Annotated in this window: 19 protein-coding genes and 1 other annotated feature; of the genes, 6 read left to right on the forward strand and 13 right to left on the reverse strand. The window is 40.6% G+C overall.

Annotated elements, in window-relative coordinates:
- Window positions 1–17 precede the first annotated feature (17 nt).
- From IE339_RS12010 to IE339_RS12020, 3 genes are all read right to left on the reverse strand, one after another.
- Window positions 18–440 carry a MarR family winged helix-turn-helix transcriptional regulator gene (locus tag IE339_RS12010; protein WP_242167775.1) on the reverse strand — a complete coding sequence of 141 codons (423 nt, stop codon included), beginning with the start codon at window positions 438–440 and terminating at the stop codon, window positions 18–20.
- Between the two features lie 59 nt (window positions 441–499).
- Entirely contained in the window at window positions 500–1,057 is a 558-nt protein-coding gene (lepB, locus tag IE339_RS12015) for a signal peptidase I (RefSeq protein WP_242167777.1), read from the reverse strand.
- A gap of 150 nt (window positions 1,058–1,207) precedes the next feature.
- Window positions 1,208–2,041, reverse strand: coding sequence for a hypothetical protein (locus tag IE339_RS12020; RefSeq protein ID WP_242167779.1), 834 nt, complete (start codon window positions 2,039–2,041; stop codon window positions 1,208–1,210).
- 198 nt (window positions 2,042–2,239) lie between these two features.
- Here IE339_RS12020 and IE339_RS12025 point away from each other — a divergent pair, with 198 nt between their 5' ends.
- Together IE339_RS12025 and IE339_RS12030 are read left to right on the forward strand one after the other, a co-directional pair.
- Entirely contained in the window at window positions 2,240–3,346 is a 1,107-nt protein-coding gene (locus IE339_RS12025) for an S-layer homology domain-containing protein (RefSeq protein WP_242167781.1), read from the forward strand.
- Between the two features lie 128 nt (window positions 3,347–3,474).
- Window positions 3,475–3,771: a spore germination protein gene (locus tag IE339_RS12030; protein ID WP_242167783.1), complete on the forward strand. Its 297-nt coding sequence runs from the start codon at window positions 3,475–3,477 to the stop codon at window positions 3,769–3,771.
- 10 nt (window positions 3,772–3,781) lie between these two features.
- On the opposite strand, the gene IE339_RS12035 is transcribed toward IE339_RS12030, so the two are convergent.
- From IE339_RS12035 to IE339_RS12055, 5 genes are all read right to left on the reverse strand, one after another.
- Window positions 3,782–4,606 (reverse strand): GNAT family N-acetyltransferase, encoded by an 825-nt coding sequence (locus IE339_RS12035; RefSeq protein WP_242167784.1) that lies wholly within the window; start codon window positions 4,604–4,606, stop codon window positions 3,782–3,784.
- A gap of 190 nt (window positions 4,607–4,796) precedes the next feature.
- Window positions 4,797–4,973, reverse strand: coding sequence for a hypothetical protein (locus IE339_RS12040; RefSeq protein ID WP_242167787.1), 177 nt, complete (start codon window positions 4,971–4,973; stop codon window positions 4,797–4,799).
- Between the two features lie 212 nt (window positions 4,974–5,185).
- On the reverse strand, window positions 5,186–5,560 hold the full coding sequence (locus IE339_RS12045) for a hypothetical protein (protein ID WP_242167790.1): 375 nt from the start codon (window positions 5,558–5,560) through the stop codon (window positions 5,186–5,188).
- Between the two features lie 109 nt (window positions 5,561–5,669).
- Window positions 5,670–6,995, reverse strand: a complete 1,326-nt coding sequence (gene brnQ, locus IE339_RS12050) for a branched-chain amino acid transport system II carrier protein (RefSeq protein WP_242167791.1) — start codon at window positions 6,993–6,995, stop codon at window positions 5,670–5,672.
- Between the two features lie 144 nt (window positions 6,996–7,139).
- Window positions 7,140–7,389, reverse strand: a binding site (T-box leader).
- Between the two features lie 54 nt (window positions 7,390–7,443).
- Window positions 7,444–8,622, reverse strand: coding sequence for a YhgE/Pip domain-containing protein (locus tag IE339_RS12055; protein WP_242167793.1), 1,179 nt, complete (start codon window positions 8,620–8,622; stop codon window positions 7,444–7,446).
- 172 nt (window positions 8,623–8,794) lie between these two features.
- On the opposite strand from IE339_RS12055, the gene IE339_RS12060 reads away from it, so the two are divergent.
- Window positions 8,795–9,409, forward strand: a complete 615-nt coding sequence (locus tag IE339_RS12060) for a TetR/AcrR family transcriptional regulator (protein WP_242167795.1) — start codon at window positions 8,795–8,797, stop codon at window positions 9,407–9,409.
- A gap of 128 nt (window positions 9,410–9,537) precedes the next feature.
- Here the strand turns inward: IE339_RS12060 and IE339_RS12065 are convergent, their stop codons facing one another.
- Window positions 9,538–9,822 (reverse strand): iron-sulfur cluster assembly accessory protein, encoded by a 285-nt coding sequence (locus IE339_RS12065; RefSeq protein WP_242167797.1) that lies wholly within the window; start codon window positions 9,820–9,822, stop codon window positions 9,538–9,540.
- A gap of 13 nt (window positions 9,823–9,835) precedes the next feature.
- Window positions 9,836–11,134 (reverse strand): arsenic transporter, encoded by a 1,299-nt coding sequence (locus tag IE339_RS12070; RefSeq protein ID WP_242167799.1) that lies wholly within the window; start codon window positions 11,132–11,134, stop codon window positions 9,836–9,838.
- 170 nt (window positions 11,135–11,304) lie between these two features.
- Here IE339_RS12070 and IE339_RS12075 point away from each other — a divergent pair, with 170 nt between their 5' ends.
- The 3 genes from IE339_RS12075 to IE339_RS12085 all read left to right on the forward strand — a co-directional run bounded on the left by IE339_RS12075 (window position 11,305) and on the right by IE339_RS12085 (window position 13,116).
- Window positions 11,305–12,030: an MBL fold metallo-hydrolase gene (locus tag IE339_RS12075; protein ID WP_242167801.1), complete on the forward strand. Its 726-nt coding sequence runs from the start codon at window positions 11,305–11,307 to the stop codon at window positions 12,028–12,030.
- Entirely contained in the window at window positions 12,014–12,574 is a 561-nt protein-coding gene (locus tag IE339_RS12080; protein ID WP_242167803.1) for a TetR/AcrR family transcriptional regulator, read from the forward strand. Before IE339_RS12075 ends, IE339_RS12080 begins: the two co-directional genes overlap by 17 nt.
- 107 nt (window positions 12,575–12,681) lie before the next feature.
- Window positions 12,682–13,116: a Dps family protein gene (locus IE339_RS12085; RefSeq protein ID WP_277933906.1), complete on the forward strand. Its 435-nt coding sequence runs from the start codon at window positions 12,682–12,684 to the stop codon at window positions 13,114–13,116.
- A 267-nt stretch (window positions 13,117–13,383) separates the two neighbouring features.
- Here the strand turns inward: IE339_RS12085 and IE339_RS12090 are convergent, their stop codons facing one another.
- From IE339_RS12090 to amyS, 3 genes are all read right to left on the reverse strand, one after another.
- Window positions 13,384–13,851, reverse strand: coding sequence for a hypothetical protein (locus IE339_RS12090; protein ID WP_242167805.1), 468 nt, complete (start codon window positions 13,849–13,851; stop codon window positions 13,384–13,386).
- Between the two features lie 180 nt (window positions 13,852–14,031).
- On the reverse strand, window positions 14,032–14,586 hold the full coding sequence (locus tag IE339_RS12095; protein ID WP_242167806.1) for a hypothetical protein: 555 nt from the start codon (window positions 14,584–14,586) through the stop codon (window positions 14,032–14,034).
- 147 nt (window positions 14,587–14,733) lie between these two features.
- The gene (gene amyS / locus IE339_RS12100) at window positions 14,734–16,293 is read right to left on the reverse strand and encodes an alpha-amylase (protein WP_242167808.1); all 1,560 of its coding nucleotides are present in this window, start codon (window positions 16,291–16,293) and stop codon (window positions 14,734–14,736) included.
- Between the last annotated feature and the right edge of the window lie 137 nt (window positions 16,294–16,430).

The following is a 16,430-nucleotide window of genomic DNA, read 5'->3' on the forward strand; positions in this document are numbered from 1 at the left end:
ACGAAGAAAAGGCAGATTCAAAACCTACCTAATACTTTTTCGAGCAATTCCTCTAGCTGAACTTGTTCTCCAGAAGATAAATCACCGTACACTACCTCATTTAGCACGTCTGAAACTTCTTGGAAAATTCCTTGAAGTTCTTCGCCCTTTCTAGTTAAGGTAATATAGGTCACGCGACTATCCTCAGCAGCTCGTTGTTTTTGGATCAGCTCCAAACTAACAAGCTTATTGACAAGAACTGTAACCGTTGGTTTTGTTCGATAAATTGCTTCCGCCAGCTCTTTCATCGTCAGACGCTTAAATTTATATAGTGCCCACAGTAAATCACCGTGTGAAGGTGCAAGACCTGTTACCCCACGTTTATGAAGCTCTGACAACAGAAGATGATTGGCTTCTTCTCTAATTCGACTAATAAGTGATACTGCATTTTTCTTCGCCATATTGCTATTATAGTTAGATATCTAACTATAGTCAAGAAAAAAAGTGACTTCTCTGTCACTCAGTTTGTATGACGCATTTTTTTTAGCGGATACATCACGAACTCGCTTGTGCCAATAATTCGTTTTTCACTAATCAGGCCTAGCCCGTTACGACTATCTTTGCTGATTAGTCGATTATCCCCCATTACGAAGAAAAAATGCTCCGGAACTTTCATTGGTCCAAAATCGTTTGTAAGAAGCATGTCGTATTCTTGTGCTTGCTTTAAGTTATGATTTAAATACGGCTCTTGAATAATTTTCCCGTTGATGTAAAGCCGATCTCTCTTCATCTCAATTGTATCTCCCGGAAGCCCAATCACACGCTTTACATAGTGACGTTTTTTGGCCTGCTCTTTGTTTTTTATAATCACGATATCACCATGCTTAATGTCTCCAAGCGATGCAGCCAATTTATTAATAAACAAACGCTCACCGTTTTCTAACGTCGGATTCATTGAAGCTCCTGATACAGTATAGGGAGTAATAAGAAACGTACGCACAAGAAAGGCAATTCCAATTGCGTATAGCAACGCTCGAAACCAGCTTATCTTTTCTTTGTTTTTCTGTCTGTGCGTCATGCGGAATACCTCCGTTTCAATGCAGCTGTGATACAGGATAACCATTGTTCCCTGTATCTTTATTTTCACACACTGCATGCAATTTTTCCACAAAAAAAGTTAGCGATTATTCGCTAACTTTTCTCTATTTTCACGAAGTAGATAACGCCCTTATTTTTCCGATTTCACTTGATTAATTGCTTCATCAATTCGATTAATTTCTTCATTCATTTCGGTAAATTTCTTATCTCGAACTTGTTCAGCATACGTATCACGCATATCTTTCGCCCCTAGAATGCGCTTTTCTACGTCTTCAGCTGTCTCTTTGTCGATTAGCTTTTCCCCGACTAAAAAATCGTACGCGTCCATTAATCGATCGTATTCTCGTTGACTAATTAACACGTATGTGTCGTTAATTTTATCAAATCGCTTCATCTCTTCTACGTGTTTCCAAGGATCAACGCCTTTTAAAAGAGGAGCCGGAATCTCCGCTGAAGGAAGGTCATCATCCTCCACTTGATCCATCATTTCCTGCTGTTTTTCAACGGTTTGATCAGCTGTTTCATTCTTCTCCACATCATCTTGCTTGACGCTAACATCATCTGGATACTGAAAATCCGGTGCAAAATTACTCATTTCATAGCTATTAGACTGATAGGCTCCGCTTCCAAGTAGGTAGACTAGAAAATTGTAAATTTCCTTCCCAGAGGCATCGGGACTTTTTTTTATGAAGGCTTGAATTTCCGTTTTCATTGCCTTTGTGAGCTTCTTTTTGTCTTTTATGTATAAGCTCTCGCCTTCGTCTTCATTCCCTTTTATATACTGTTTTACAAGCTTACCTGTTTTTTGCTGATTCATTTCTTCTGCCGATTGTGGTGCTACTTTATAAATCGTCTTATGACGCTTTGTATTTGAGCTAGTCCCATTCGTTAAGGTTTCTGAGCACCCTGCTAGAAACAACACTGCACCAATCATAATGATTAGCCACCTGAACATTTTTTTCATCTTATCGCTCCCTTCATTCAAAATGGCCCAGTCTATATCATACTAAATTTTCCATTTAAAGGACATAATAAAATAGATACATTATTCTATTTTACTAGATACATCGTCTCATGCCTCCCATTTACCCCACTTAAACATTATGGTAGAATTACAATATTATTCTATTTAAATCCATAAAAATCCAGTTGGAGGGCGAACATGAAAAAAATTAAAAGAGGTCTGGCTGTAGCACTAGCAGCTTCGCTATTACCTATTGGCGGTATTTCTTCTGCCTATGCAGCGGATAAGCCGGTGGACTTGTACATCACACAAGACGTTGTTCCGGGTTCTGTGAACACGGAAATGTACACAAGCATTCAAGAGTTTCTCTATTCAAATGTCATCAACGGCAGCATTGACAAAAACGGAGCGGTTTATATTTATCCTCGAAATTCCATTACGCGCGGTGAATTTGTGATTATGATCGTAAATGCACTTGGCTTGAAGCAAAAGGGAAATGCGATGTCATTCGCTGATTTAAAACCAGGTAGCGCCTATTACAACGCGGCAACGATTGCTAGTAGCCATGGGATTATTAAAGGAATTGGCGGGAAGTTTGCACCAGGGCAAAAGATTACTCGTGCAGAGATTGCGGTGATGGTGTATCGTGCCTTCCAAAGTTCCGTACCGTTTAAAGATGTTACGGCTACAAAAGGCTTTACAGACGTTCCTGCGGGCTCTTACCCATGGGCATTTGAAGCCATTTATAAATCGGCAGCGAATGGTATTGTAAAAGGAAGCGGCACTCTTTTCAAACCGACAGATAATGCGACACGCGGTGAAGCTATTGTGATGATGAATCGTGCCCTCCATCAGGAAGCTGTGACAGCTAATGAACAAACGGAAGCAGCTACCTTCTTAAAAAATCACATTTTAAAAGGACAAGATCTTTTAGTAAAGCAAGATTTTAAAGGCTTAACAAACTTATACGGACGTGAAGGAACAGGCTTTTATCGCGCGGTCATTAACAACTATTCCACTCTCGTACAGGATATTATGAATGAAGGGGCCAAAATGACCTACGTTCCGGATCAAGATTTTACTGTGAAGCCTGTATACGTTTCTGGACACTTTGCTGCGTTTAGCGTAAAAGACTATACGTATTCGTTAACGGTCGAGCTCAATTCGACCACCATGACGGCTCCAAAGGATGCGTCTGCTCTGTACCGCATGAAAAAAGATTCTTCAGGCAACTGGCAAGTCTATGATATTCAACCTTATTCCGATGACTATATGAATCTAATCTATTTTGGATATGAACGATAATTTCTTAACGGCTATCTTCTTACTTGGAAGAAAGCCGTTTTTTATAGGATATATGCGTATACAAGCCGTTTATCAGTGACATATAAATAGAGTAGAAACAACTTTGATAGAAAGGCTTTGATACTCACATGTGTAATTTTAAAATTGATTCAATTACCATTGGTGACGTAAGCGGAGGCATTATTAATTTCGGACCCGTTCACACGATTTCCCCTATCTCAAACAGTGTTGAAACATCAGGATCTGGTAGCCAAAACACTTCTCCAGCAAGCACGATGGCATCTCTCGGAGGAAGCTCAGGCTCTTCTAGTGGTGGGCCTAGCGGAAGTTCCGGCAGTATGGCGCCACAAGCTTCACCACCAATGGGGCCTCTTTCAATCGGCCTGCCCCCACATGTTATGAAACAGTCTAAAAAAAGATCCTAATTGTCCACTGCTACTGCGGAAGCAGCTGCGCACCGCAAACTTTTTCGTAAAATTCAATCGGACCTGCTTCATAAAAGATCACCGATTCATATCCTTTTGCTTTCATATCTTGAAGACATCTCTTCACAAGGCGCTCTCCAATACCTCGCTTTCGTTCTGACACCAGTACCCCCATTGGTCCAAAGTGTTGGCTTCGCTGCTCATATGTATCATAGACGGCAAAGCCAACGATTTTCTTTTCGTTCTTAGCTAGAAACAAAGGCATGACTTGTTGGTTGAAAGCTTCAGAAACCGTGTCAGCCCACTTGCTCGAAAAATTCTCTCTTACGAAGGAAAGCACTTCCTCTTTTTCGCTGTACGCGGCACGCTCAATGTCATTTGATCTTTCTAAAAATGATAGATCGTGTAATGATCGTTCTAAATTTCGCGCATAGATCGTACGCATCGCGATTCTCTCAACTGGTATTTCGCAGTCGCACACAAATGAGAGCCAATAAGGATGATTACTTTTACATAACGCTTTTAATAGGTGACCTTCATTTAAAAAGATCTGGTTATAGCGTTGCATATAGTAAATGGCTTCATCTATAACCTTTTCGAGCTCTCTTGTTAGCTTTCTTTGTATCAATACATGAACAGGGCCTGCCTCCTCAACGGGATGATCGTGCAACCATTTCTTCATTACTGATACACTTGGACAATAAGAGGCGGCTTCTTTTAACACGCCTGTCGCTTCTTCCATCATGCTCACAAACAAATCAACCGTACTCATTACTTCTGTATCTGTAAGGGCTAATGAACGTGTAACACGGCCTGTCAGATAATATGTGCTCATTATGCTTTATCCCTCCCCTTTGTGTGTAAACTATTCTCTCTCCGTCCCTAAATTCCTTCCCATATCACACCTACACCGGGAATAATGAGGGATGATGCCCCTTTTGACGTTTAAATCGCCCGACAAATAGAAAAAGCCCTTGGTATCTACCAAAGGCTTTTCTAATTTCCCCCAGCACAAATCACTGAGTTTACGTGAGCTCTTTTTGTCTTTGTATTCGATGCTCAATAAAAATCCGCTCAATATATGCATTGAGCTGCTGTTGAAGAAGCTTTTTTTCCTCTGTTGAACGGGTATCTGCAATTTTTTCTTTTAACTGCTTCACATATGATTTTTGTTCCACCGACAATTGATGAGACAGAATCATAATCCGATCTCCCTTTCCCTATAGAAGCTTCACTTTTCCCCTTACGTTCTACTATTTATGTGAACCCCTTTTATGCGATATGCTTTACTATATGCATTACACCATGATAAACATTCTTCCTCAAGCAAGTTGTGAAGACACCTAACAAACTTTTTTATTAAGCAGGAACAGCAAAAAAAAGAAAACCAAGCATCGGTTTTCTTTTTGTACTTTTATTTAACTTTAAACACGATCATCGCTGGTTTGCCACTTTCTCCGTACTGTAGGTCAATCCCCTTTTTAATGTAAAGACGGTATGTTTCACCTGACCTGTATCCCTTCACAGGCGGTTTCACAATCACCGTATGATCATCTTTTATATGAATTTTCGTTGAAATAATTTGTTCTTTTGAATTTTTAATGTAAATTCCCTTGTTTACTATGAGCTCTTTGTTCATGCCATGGTCAAAAACAAACTCCCATTCCTTTTGTGGAGAAACGGTTTGTTGAGATTGAGCCTGTACGGTTGGAGCCTTTGTGAACGTAGAAAAACCCATGGCCACTAGTGACGTAACAAGCACTGTAGATAACAGTCGTTTCTTTTCCATCCTCGTAGTCTCCTTGCTTTTAGATAAATAGCCTAACACTATCATATCATATTTTCACAAAAGAGAAACGAAAATTATTAGAAAATACAGAATTCAATCACACTCTCCATTATTTATGCGGAACAGACGATCCACCCGCATTTCGTAAAAAGCCAATAACTCCTCCAATCAACATTCCCACTAATGCTGGTAATACCCATCCAAGTCCATCGCTATAAAGCGGTAGAATCGGAGATAGCACATCGTCAATGCTTTTAACTGAAAGCCCTCCACATACGCTTACAACAAGTGTAAAGAATAAACTTACCTGGTACACCTCACTCTTTCCAAAAAACACAGGGTGTAGGAATGTTAAGATCGCTAAAACGATCGCCACTGGATAGATGATCTCAAGCACAGGTCCAGAGAACTTGATTAAATTCGTTAACCCCACATTTGAAATCGCGATGCTTAGAACCGATAAAATCACTACGAATGACTTGTACGAAAGCTTCGGATACAGCTTATTGAAAAAGGAAGAACAGGATGTCATAAGACCGACACTTGTCGTCAAACACGCCACGGTAATCATTAATCCTAAGAGAATTTGTCCGTAAAAACCAAAATAATACTGTGACACGCTAGACAAAATGCGACCACCGTTTTCGAAATAGCCTAACTCCCCTACGCTTGATGCGCCCATGTAGGCAAGTGCGGTGTAGAGCGCTGCTAAGATAACAGCCGCAATAATTGTTGCTTTGGCACACGTAATCATGATTTGCTTTTTACTTGTAATGCCTTTTTCCTTCATCGCATTAATAATGATAATGCCAAAAACAAACGCAGCGAGCGTGTCCATCGTCAAGTACCCGTTTTGAAAGCCTTTAAAAAAGACATGGGACTCATACGCTTTGACCGGTGCCTGTATCGGACTGATCGGTTTGATCACCGCAATGAGGACTAAAAGACCGATGAACGTTAGCTTTAGCGGCGTTAATACTTTCCCAATCACATCGACAATCTTTGTTGGATTCAGTGCTAAAACGCACGTTAAGCTAAAAAACAAGATCGTGAAAATAGCCAATGGAAGCGGGCCATGATCCTCTGGTAAAAACGGCGTCACCCCAATTTCAAATGAAACGGTTCCCGATCTCGGGAGTGCAAAGAGTGGGCCAAGCGTTAAATAAAGAATAATCGAAAAAATTAGCCCAAACACGGGATGAACTCGTTTTACAAGTTCTAATAAATCCGTTTTTCCTGAGAAACCAAACGCAAGAACCGTCATAAGCGGAAGTCCGACCCCCGTAACGAGAAAACCAAGGTTTGCTTCCCAAAAATTAGTTCCTGCCGACTGCCCAAGCATAGGAGGAAAAATCAAATTCCCCGCGCCGAAAAACAAAGCAAATAACATTAATCCAATGACTAAAACAAACGAAAACGGTGCTTTATTGGACATACGAAAACCTCCAAGTTGTAAATATTAAGAAAATTCAAAACAACACTACCGTCTTTAGGCGATAGAATGAACAGGTAAAACAGCACAGTTTTCGTTTACGACAAAATAAAAACGCCTCGCAACATCCAGGTTTCCCTGGTCAGCTGCTGAGGCGATATAATCGCGATACCACTCAACTTCCCTGCTTTCCTTACAGAAAACAGGCTCTAGAAGTCTACTCGACTTCAGTCTATTAACGAGACTAACCGTTACTCACTAATCTGGCTTTTTATCCATTTCATCAGTAAAGCTCAAAGGTGACATTCAAAAAGGGCTCACGATCGTTCTTTCAGCCGTGGAACGAATTTCTGTGCGTTTAGGTTCCTTTTCTACTCTTCCTTATCGTTGCGCTCACATATGCTGTGTTAACTACCTTCATTTCAATATGCCGATTATATTAAGGTTTTGATTAGTTGTCAACCGTTACTTGCTTTTTGACAGATAATTTCGATGGTTTTAATACGGAGGCAACCATGACAAGCAGTGAGCCAACCCCTATTAGTCCTAGTACCGATCCAGGTGCGCCAATATGATATCCGTCGAAAAATAATAAGCTTCTCATTCCATCTACGCTAAAGCGGAACGGTACCCATGAATAAAGAAGATCATTCGTCAAGCTTGGTAAAAATTCTTTCGGTAAACTTAAGATCGGCATTGAAAAGAAGAATAACAAAAGAAAAATGGGCGCTGCTGCAAATCCAATCCAATTTAAGAGCGCATTTTGCAGTAAGAAAAACATATACCCAACAAAAAAGACAAACACAGACATTGACAATACGTCAGTGATATTTGCGTTTAAGACAGATGTGGCAATGGTTAGCATGACCGCCGAAATGACCCCTACAAATAGCACACCTGTAACTAACTGTGCAGCAACGGAGGAAAGTCTAAGTTTTGTATGAGTAATTTTTCTCATAGCCACAAATAAAATCATACTGCTAATGAACGTTGTCAGCCAAAGCGTTTGTGTGAGCATCGTAGGCAAATTCCCATTTCCACTACGTTCCCCTACTTTGTTAATTCTTTCCTCTTGAGTATGAATCGGATTTGTTAACAGTTTGGCTTGGTTAATCGTGACGACGTTTGTTTGTTTGGCGATCTGATCATACATCATCTGCTGCACTTGATTGTTCATTTTCATGATTATTCCCTCAAGCATCTGCTTGCTCGCCGTTGCTCCTGTGTAATTCATCCCTTCATTAATGAGAATCTTCACCTCAGGGATATTGGCTTTTTCGGTTGGTAAGCTCATCACATTAGCAGTCAAATCTTCTGGCAAAACGATCGCTGCATAATATTTTCTCTCATCCATCTTTTGACGCGCGTCTTCTTCGCTCGCTTCCATTCCCCACTTCACAGGCAATTCTCCCGTGCTGCCTAAACTCTTCTCGATCCTTTTTCCGAGGTTAATTAGTTTATTATCTGGTGTCTTTGAACCCGTATCCTCTACTACCATTGCAATCGGTAAGTCTTTTGGAACTGGATTTGTCGTTGAACCCATAAAAGCAAAGGTGAAAATAGCCACGGCTACTGCTATTCCTAGTAATCCTAACCATACCATCTTCTGCTTTAAGAATAATCTAAACATAAAATAATCCCCTCTTTTAGACAACATGATGTTGTTTATTTGTCATATTGATGATTCAATAACATTATTAGGCAACTAGACGTTTCGCTCAATACGCAATAACGTGGCATTTGTCAGTTAAACGACAGTTTGACAAAAAGTATCAATTATTTTGAAAGAAAGAGGAATGAAAATGACTAAAAAGACCGATCTTCGCGTACGCCGAACACGAAAGGCCATTCGAGACAGCTTTCTCTTACTCATTGACAGTAAAGGATTTAATGCCATTACCATTCAGGACATCGCTGACGAAGCGATGATTAATCGCGCGACCTTCTATTTGCATTACTGTGATAAATACGAACTGTTAGCAACACTTAGCGATGAAGTCCTTACTGACCTAATCACAAGCTTTAATCCCTCTCAGCACATTAAAGACCGAAAAGTTCAAATGAGCCATATTCACGAGCACATTGTGAGTGGATTTGGAAGCGTTCAACGCCATGAGGATTTTTACAAAGTTATGCTTGGGAAAAACGGCATTTACGACTTTAACATTAAAATGTATGAAGCGATTAGACAAAAATTCATTCACGAATACGACTTGATGAACCTAAGGGATGAGGATTTTCATATTCCTAAGGACTTATTAACCCATTTCGTCGCCTCCGCATTTAGAGGGGTGCTAACATGGTGGATTCAGAGTGAACAGCGCCAAACACCAGAGGAGTTAGCCAAACAGTTGGCTAAAATTATTACAACAGGTCCGTTACAGGCGGCTGGATTTGTGTTTGAAGATCACAGCTAACGTCTGCTGCGTTTATGTTGATCCAAATTATTCTATTAAATGATAACATATCCAGATTATGTATGGAAAAATGAATATACTAAAAAACGGCAAAAAAAGAGCCATATGAGTATGGCCCCTTTACGACATTATGATTCGTTTATTTTCAGCCCTACTAGTGCTAAGCCAGGACCGTAAGGCGTTTGATGAACGTCCAACAAAAGTTCCTCTGTATATGGAAGAATCTCCTTTTGGATCGCTACTTGAATGTCATTGACCTCGATCAGAACATCCCCTTCCTGCTCCTCATCAAACGCTAATTTAATATTTGGCATCTCACAGCTAATTCCAGCGAAATAGAGACGAATGCCTGGTACATCTTGCTCGTACAGCACATCTAATACGAGCTGTTTCGCTTCTTGCGTCATTTCCATTTTTTCGTTCCTCCTATGAAAGAATTTTTAACCACAGATATAATCCGACTAATGTAAATAAAAGCACTGGGATTGTAATAACAACTCCTACTTTTACATACGTGCGCCAAGAAATATACACACCTTTTTTTGCTAATACATGTAGCCACAAGAGCGTCGCTAATGACCCGATTGGCGTCATCTTCGGTCCAAGATCTGATCCGATGACGTTTGCGTAGATAAGCGCTTCTCGGATGATGCCATTTGTGTGACTATCTGAAATAGCTAGCGCATTAATCATTACCGTCGGGAGGTTATTCATCACAGACGAAAGCACCGCAGCAAGGGCACCCATCCCAACAGTCGCCGCAAATAATCCTTTCGATGCAAATGTCTCTAACCACTCTGTAAGTACATGTGTAAGACCGACATTTTGAAGACCGTATACGACTACGTACATACCGATCGAAAAGAACACAATCGCCCACGGAGCTCCTTTTAAGACGGCTTTTGTGGAAATAGCAGGACTCCTTCTACTCGCTACTAATAAGACAATCGCAATCACTCCGGCAATAATCGAAACAGGAATCCCCAAAGCTTGACTAGCGAGGTATCCTGCAAAAAGCGCGCCCATAATCCACCAAGATAGTCGAAACATTTTGTGATCACGAATGGCTTCTGAAGGACGTTTTAATTCAGCAACGTTATACGTCTTCGGTACAACCTTGTAGGAAAATAAGTACAGAACGATGAGCGTCCCGAGCAAAGCAAACAAGTCTGGCACAATCATGCGTGTTGCATACTCGTTAAAGCCAATACCAAAGAAATCGGCTGACACAATGTTCACTAAGTTGCTTATTGTAAAAGGCAAAGAAGTTGTGTCTGCCACAAATCCACTTCCAATAATAAAGACAAGTATCACTCGCTCATCGTAGTTTAGTGCGCGTACCATCGCAAGAACGATTGGCGTCAAAATAAGCGCCCCTCCGTCGTTTGCAAAAAACGCTGACACAATGGCACCGAGCACAATGAGAAATAAATAGAGACGCATTCCTCTTCCCTTTGCCATTCTTGCCATATGTAGCGCCGCCCACTCAAAAAAGCCAACTTCGTCCAATACGAGCGAAATAATAATGAGCGCCACAAGCGTCAATGTCGCATTCCACACGATGCTTGTTACTTCCGCTACGTCATGGAACGAAACAACCCCTGCGAGCAGCGCTAATGCTCCTCCTGCACAAGCAATCCAGCCAATTGAAAGACCTTTTGGCTGCCAAATGACGAGTACAAGCGTTAAAAGGAAAATAAGTGAAGCAATGATTAAAGAACTCAAGCTTCTTACCCCCACTCTATAAAACGATAATTCCGTTCTCAATAGTAGCCGAATTGCCCGTTTATCGCAATATATAGAATCATTTAAAGTTTCTAGTGGCAATTTTACCCTTTAACTAATATAATAAGTTTATAAACTAATATAATTAGTTAAAGAGGAGACCGATGAAAATGAAAATAAAAAAATATGAGTCTGTTTATCAACTAACTGAGCTTCCCCACCTGTTCCCTGTCAACTGCTACCTTGTTGAAGAAAGGGATGAAGTAACGTTAATTGATGCCGCTCTTCCCTTTAGTGCAAAAGGAATTATAAAAGAAATTGAGAACATCCAAAAGCCACTTACACGCATTTTGCTTACACACGCACACGATGACCACGTCGGAGCACTTGATGCCATTAAAACTGCTTTTCCTCATGCAAAGGTCATCATTTCGCAACGCGATGCTCGTCTCATGAAAGGAGATCGATCACTAGATGCGCATGAGCCTCAGCTTCCCATCAAAGGCGGTGTTCCTAAATCCTTAACTACGGTTCCTGATCAAACCATCACGCACGGTGATATGATCGGTTCCTTGCAAGCTATCGCCACACCTGGTCATACGCCTGGGCATATGGCTTATCTTGATACACGAAGCGGGGCCCTCATTGCAGGTGATGCTTTTCAAATACGTGGCGGAATGGCAGTTTCTGGCACATTAAAATGGCGCTTTCCCTTCCCTACGTTTGGCACTTGGAGTAAAGAGCTTGCGCTAGAAAGCGCTAAAACGCTGTCTGATTTGAAGCCATCCCTACTTGCTGTTGGACATGGGAATTGGCTTGTAAACCCTAGTTCTTCTATGCAAAAAGCCATCCGTGAAGCAGAAAAAGGAGGTATCCAGTATGCGCCAAGGTCTTGATCAAACGGCCGTTGTCAAAACGGCTGCACTCCTAGCAGAGCGTGATGGCTATGAGAGCGTCACGTTAGCTTCTGTAGCGAAGGAGCTCGGAATTAAAACCCCTTCCTTATACAATCATGTAAAAGGATTAAAAGGGCTGCGTAAAGACCTTGCCTGCTACGCCATTGAACAGCTCGCTCACAAGCTAACCCTATCAGCAGTGGGACGTTCGGGAGACGAGGCGATTCTTTCAGTCGGATTTTCTTACATTCAATTTGTCCGAGATCACCCTGGCTTATATGAAGCAACATTTCGTGCTCCTGACCTTAGTGATCCCGATATTATGAGAAAAGGCGACCAAATCGTTCAGCTTCTTATAGTGATTCTCAATTACTATCCTTTAGCTGACACCGATCGAATTCATGCCGTAAGAGCTCTACGAAGCCTTGTACACGGATTTGCCATGATCGAAATGAACCGCGGATTTAATCTATCTGTTGATAATGAAGAAACGATTCAATTTATGCTTAAAACCTTTATTAATGGACTGCCAAAACAACTATAACGAACTTCTATTATTTATAATAATTATAAATAAATATTGATTTTAATTTTAGATCTGTTATAATTAGTTCATAGAGTATTACAGGACATCTAAAGGAGGAAATCACATTGAATACACAACACTTATTAAACCAACAAATCGCAAACTGGAGTCTTTTAAATACAAAATTGCACCGTTTCCATTGGTATGTGAAAGGTCCTCACTTTTTCACGCTACATGAGAAATTTGAAGCGTTTTATAATGAAGCAGGCACAATTATTGATGATCTTGCCGAACGCCTACTCAGTATCGGTGGACAGCCGATTGCAACGATGAAAGAGCACCTTGAGCAAGCGACGCTTTCTGAAACAAATCATGAACAAACAGCAGAAGACATGGTACGTACGCTAGTCGACGATTATTCATTGATTATTGAGGAAGCAAAACAGCTCATTGAAGTGGCAGGGAATGAAGATGATGAAGCAACAGCTGACTTTTTCGTTGGCATGGTAAAAGACTTACAACAACGTACTTGGATGCTAAATGCTTTTTTAGGGGCTTAATACAAAAGCTATAATTTAAAATAAAGGGAACTCCCGTTTTCAGGAGTTCCCTTGTTTTATGCGTTTACACAACTTTACAATAACGATGTTGAATTATTAGTTTGATTATTACCACTAGATCAGCTTCTTAAAAGGTGCTAAAACTCTTAGGTAATTTTAAATCAAACGTCATCTGTGGTATTTCATCGTCATCAAAAATCCGTTTAGGACTGTGTATCTAAGCTGATAATATTTTCTCGTTTTAGTTAAGACAAGAACGATTTGCTATTACTGAATGGAGATATTTCCTACGTATTGAGCAGTACCTCTTGAACTTACAAATTCAACCGCTAAAATATAACTGCCTTTATTACTCGGGAATTTAAGCTCTCTGTGGTCATCCATTTTCAGTTCAATTCGTTGTTTGCCATTCAGTAGAACAGCTTTTAATGTTGGATCTGTCCAAATATCCCCACCATTTTCTTCGTTCTCCTGAAAATCCAAGAAAACTTTTTCGCCTGGGGAAATCTTTATTTTATCTTGTGATAATCCAAACTTTTGAACATCTCCTATTCTTTGATTTACATCCCCACTCGATGAACTCCAGCTTATATTACCTTCTGTTAATTTAACAGAAGGTTTGCTCTCTAACGATAAGTGGGCAGTCGGAACACCCACATCATAATCCTCCCTAAAGCATCCTGTTAATGCAAAAGTGAACAATACACCAATCAATAATCTAAAAAAACCTTTCATTTCATCCCCCTTCCTTTTGTTACAACAATCTTAGACCCCTATCAAAATCATAAATCTTAAATGGATATTTTAACACAAATATCCATTTAAGATTTATATGAAACGATCACTTAAAATCCACCTTTTTCTTTCTCGTAGCAAATACAAAAAAGATCGAGAAAATAACTTCTCGATCCTTGTTTATACGTTCAAATGAATTAAAAATAAAATACCAAAAATGATGGCCATAATCATATGCTGTTTTTTCGTCACGAGATTTTTCTTCGTTTTTTTCTTTGCATGGTGATTCCATCCTAAAAGAGCTAGCACGACGAGCGCTAAAAACGTTGCAATGCCTGTATACATCGTAAGCTTTTCATCCGTTTGAAAAATGAAAAAATATAGGCCATGTGCAAATCCTAAACAAAGTGTGACAATCCCTAAAAAGATATGATGCGTTCGTAGTAACAAGTATAATTGCTGTGCCCATTCAACAAACGGAATTTTCCGTTTTTTCATTTGGAGCCATATGTGGCGAAGAAGCCACAATACGCCAGTCGTAATCCCTATAATCTCAGCGAGCGTTCCGACGTTTTTATTGAGACCTTTTAAGGCGCGTATGCCTCCTGCTCCTGTTCCAAAACGATACATTGTCACCGCAAACATTCCGGCGGCTACAAGTAAAAGCACAATACCACCAATTCGAATGAGGGGCGAGATCACTTTCATTGTTTTTTGCGCATGTTCTTTTGACATGAGAACCTCCATTTATGAAAACCTTCATTATGATTGTTATTGTACCTTACCCCACGACGTATACGCATTAAAATTCCATTAAAAATAGTTAAAGATTCACTGATTAACAAAAAGCCCTAGAAACACGTTCTAAGGCTTTCTCCAAATTTACTGCTGAACCCATACAGAAACAGAACCACCGTTTACAGGAAACGTTGCATAACCATCTGATCCAATCGTAATTTTATCTGTTCGATTTCCTGTGAGATCATACCAGATTTCTCCCGCATTAGACGTTCCCACATACATTCGCTTCGATCCGCCAGGACCATCGGTAATGACCGTCGCAAGTCCAGATTTTGCTTTTGTACTATCTCCTTCTCGAGTCCATCCAATCACATCTGGATTATCGATGTAATCACGCTGCGTACCATAAGCATAGTCTTTTCTCGCTTTCAGCAATGGTTCAATTTTCGACTTCAATGCTGGAATTTCGCGTGTTGTCGTACCTTTTGTTCCGTACATATCGCCATAGAATACGGATGGATACCCGCCAGATCTCGTTAAAATAAACGCATAGGCTAACGGCTTAAACCAAGGCTGAACCGTTGATTCTAGTGATTGGCCCGGCTGTGTGTCATGATTCTCAACGAGCGTCACCGCTTTTGTTGGGTTAGAAGCGACTAGCGTATTGTTTAAGATATTTCGCATGTCATAATACCCGCCACCCGTTGATGCCGCATAAAAATTGTAGTGAAGCGGTGCATCAAATAGCGACTGATTGTAATTAACCTTTGCTAGATAGTTGTTGAGTGCACCTAGATCATTCTGCCAGTACTCTCCTACCGTAAACATTTCTTTTCCAGTGGCTGCACGCGCATTATCCACCCAGTCTTTTAAGAACGAAAACTTAATATGTTTCACCGCATCTAGGCGGTATCCATCTAATCCCACTTCATTTGCATACCATACGCCCCATTTTTTCATCTCGTTTACAACGTCAGGATGATCGTAATCAATATCTGCATACATTAAATAATCGTAATTTCCGTTCTCTGATGATACCTCCCAATCCCATGCTTTGCCGGTTCCCCTAAACTTAAAGATGCGGCTCAAGCTTCTCGATTGATCCCAGTCCGTTCCATCGAAGTGAAACCACTGCCATTTAAAATTACTATAGGTCGTTCCTCGTCCCGGGAAGTTAAAACCCGTCCAAGCTTGAATATTATATTCTCCAGACGTTTCTTGATTTCGATTGCTCGGATTTACTTCAACCGCCGTTACGTTTTCCGTGTAGTCTGCCCCCGCTTTGTGGTTCATAACCACGTCTCCATAAACCTGTATACCGTTTGAATGAAGCGTATTAACAGCGGATTTTAACTCGGCTTTCGTTCCGTACTTTGTACGCACGGTGCCTTTTTGATTAAATTCCCCTAGATCGTACAAATCGTACGGTCCGTATCCAACATCCGCTTGACTTGTTCCCTTGTATGCAGGCGGCGTCCAAACCGCTGTTATGCCAACGCTTGATAAATACGGAGCATCGGTGCGCAATCGGTTCCATTGCTGGCCGTCATTTGGAACATACCATTCAAAATATTGCATCATCGTTCCATTTGTTGCAGCCGCTTTCGCCTCTTTTGGCTGTGCAAGCGATGGCACTAATAGCATGGTTGAAAACATTGTAATGGCCGCAAAGCGACTTCTCTTCTTCCACTTCTTTTTCATTTCTCCCACTCCCCTAAATAAATGTAAGCGCTTCAATTATGTCATACTATAAAAAAAGAGCGGCGTCTATAGTCAAAGATAAAAGATGGGTCTATAGACCTTATTTTTAATCTTCGACTCTTTTTCCTTCTTATAAT

Source organism: Priestia koreensis, from assembly GCF_022646885.1.
Lineage (GTDB): Bacteria > Bacillota > Bacilli > Bacillales > Bacillaceae_H > Bacillus_AG > Bacillus_AG koreensis_A.

What these genes read in the sequence shown, in the direction of transcription:
- IE339_RS12010 (WP_242167775.1), bottom strand. Translation starts at nt 440, where the DNA reads ATGGCGAAGAAAAATGCAGTATCACTTATTAGTCGAATTAGAGAAGAA.
- lepB (WP_242167777.1), bottom strand. Translation starts at nt 1,057, where the DNA reads ATGACGCACAGACAGAAAAACAAAGAAAAGATAAGCTGGTTTCGAGCG.
- IE339_RS12020 (WP_242167779.1), bottom strand. Translation starts at nt 2,041, where the DNA reads ATGAAAAAAATGTTCAGGTGGCTAATCATTATGATTGGTGCAGTGTTG.
- IE339_RS12025 (WP_242167781.1), top strand. Translation starts at nt 2,240, where the DNA reads ATGAAAAAAATTAAAAGAGGTCTGGCTGTAGCACTAGCAGCTTCGCTA.
- IE339_RS12030 (WP_242167783.1), top strand. Translation starts at nt 3,475, where the DNA reads ATGTGTAATTTTAAAATTGATTCAATTACCATTGGTGACGTAAGCGGA.
- IE339_RS12035 (WP_242167784.1), bottom strand. Translation starts at nt 4,606, where the DNA reads ATGAGCACATATTATCTGACAGGCCGTGTTACACGTTCATTAGCCCTT.
- IE339_RS12040 (WP_242167787.1), bottom strand. Translation starts at nt 4,973, where the DNA reads ATGATTCTGTCTCATCAATTGTCGGTGGAACAAAAATCATATGTGAAG.
- IE339_RS12045 (WP_242167790.1), bottom strand. Translation starts at nt 5,560, where the DNA reads ATGGAAAAGAAACGACTGTTATCTACAGTGCTTGTTACGTCACTAGTG.
- brnQ (WP_242167791.1), bottom strand. Translation starts at nt 6,995, where the DNA reads ATGTCCAATAAAGCACCGTTTTCGTTTGTTTTAGTCATTGGATTAATG.
- IE339_RS12055 (WP_242167793.1), bottom strand. Translation starts at nt 8,622, where the DNA reads ATGTTTAGATTATTCTTAAAGCAGAAGATGGTATGGTTAGGATTACTA.
- IE339_RS12060 (WP_242167795.1), top strand. Translation starts at nt 8,795, where the DNA reads ATGACTAAAAAGACCGATCTTCGCGTACGCCGAACACGAAAGGCCATT.
- IE339_RS12065 (WP_242167797.1), bottom strand. Translation starts at nt 9,822, where the DNA reads ATGGAAATGACGCAAGAAGCGAAACAGCTCGTATTAGATGTGCTGTAC.
- IE339_RS12075 (WP_242167801.1), top strand. Translation starts at nt 11,305, where the DNA reads ATGAAAATAAAAAAATATGAGTCTGTTTATCAACTAACTGAGCTTCCC.
- IE339_RS12080 (WP_242167803.1), top strand. Translation starts at nt 12,014, where the DNA reads ATGCGCCAAGGTCTTGATCAAACGGCCGTTGTCAAAACGGCTGCACTC.
- IE339_RS12090 (WP_242167805.1), bottom strand. Translation starts at nt 13,851, where the DNA reads ATGAAAGGTTTTTTTAGATTATTGATTGGTGTATTGTTCACTTTTGCA.
- IE339_RS12095 (WP_242167806.1), bottom strand. Translation starts at nt 14,586, where the DNA reads ATGTCAAAAGAACATGCGCAAAAAACAATGAAAGTGATCTCGCCCCTC.
- amyS (WP_242167808.1), bottom strand. Translation starts at nt 16,293, where the DNA reads ATGAAAAAGAAGTGGAAGAAGAGAAGTCGCTTTGCGGCCATTACAATG.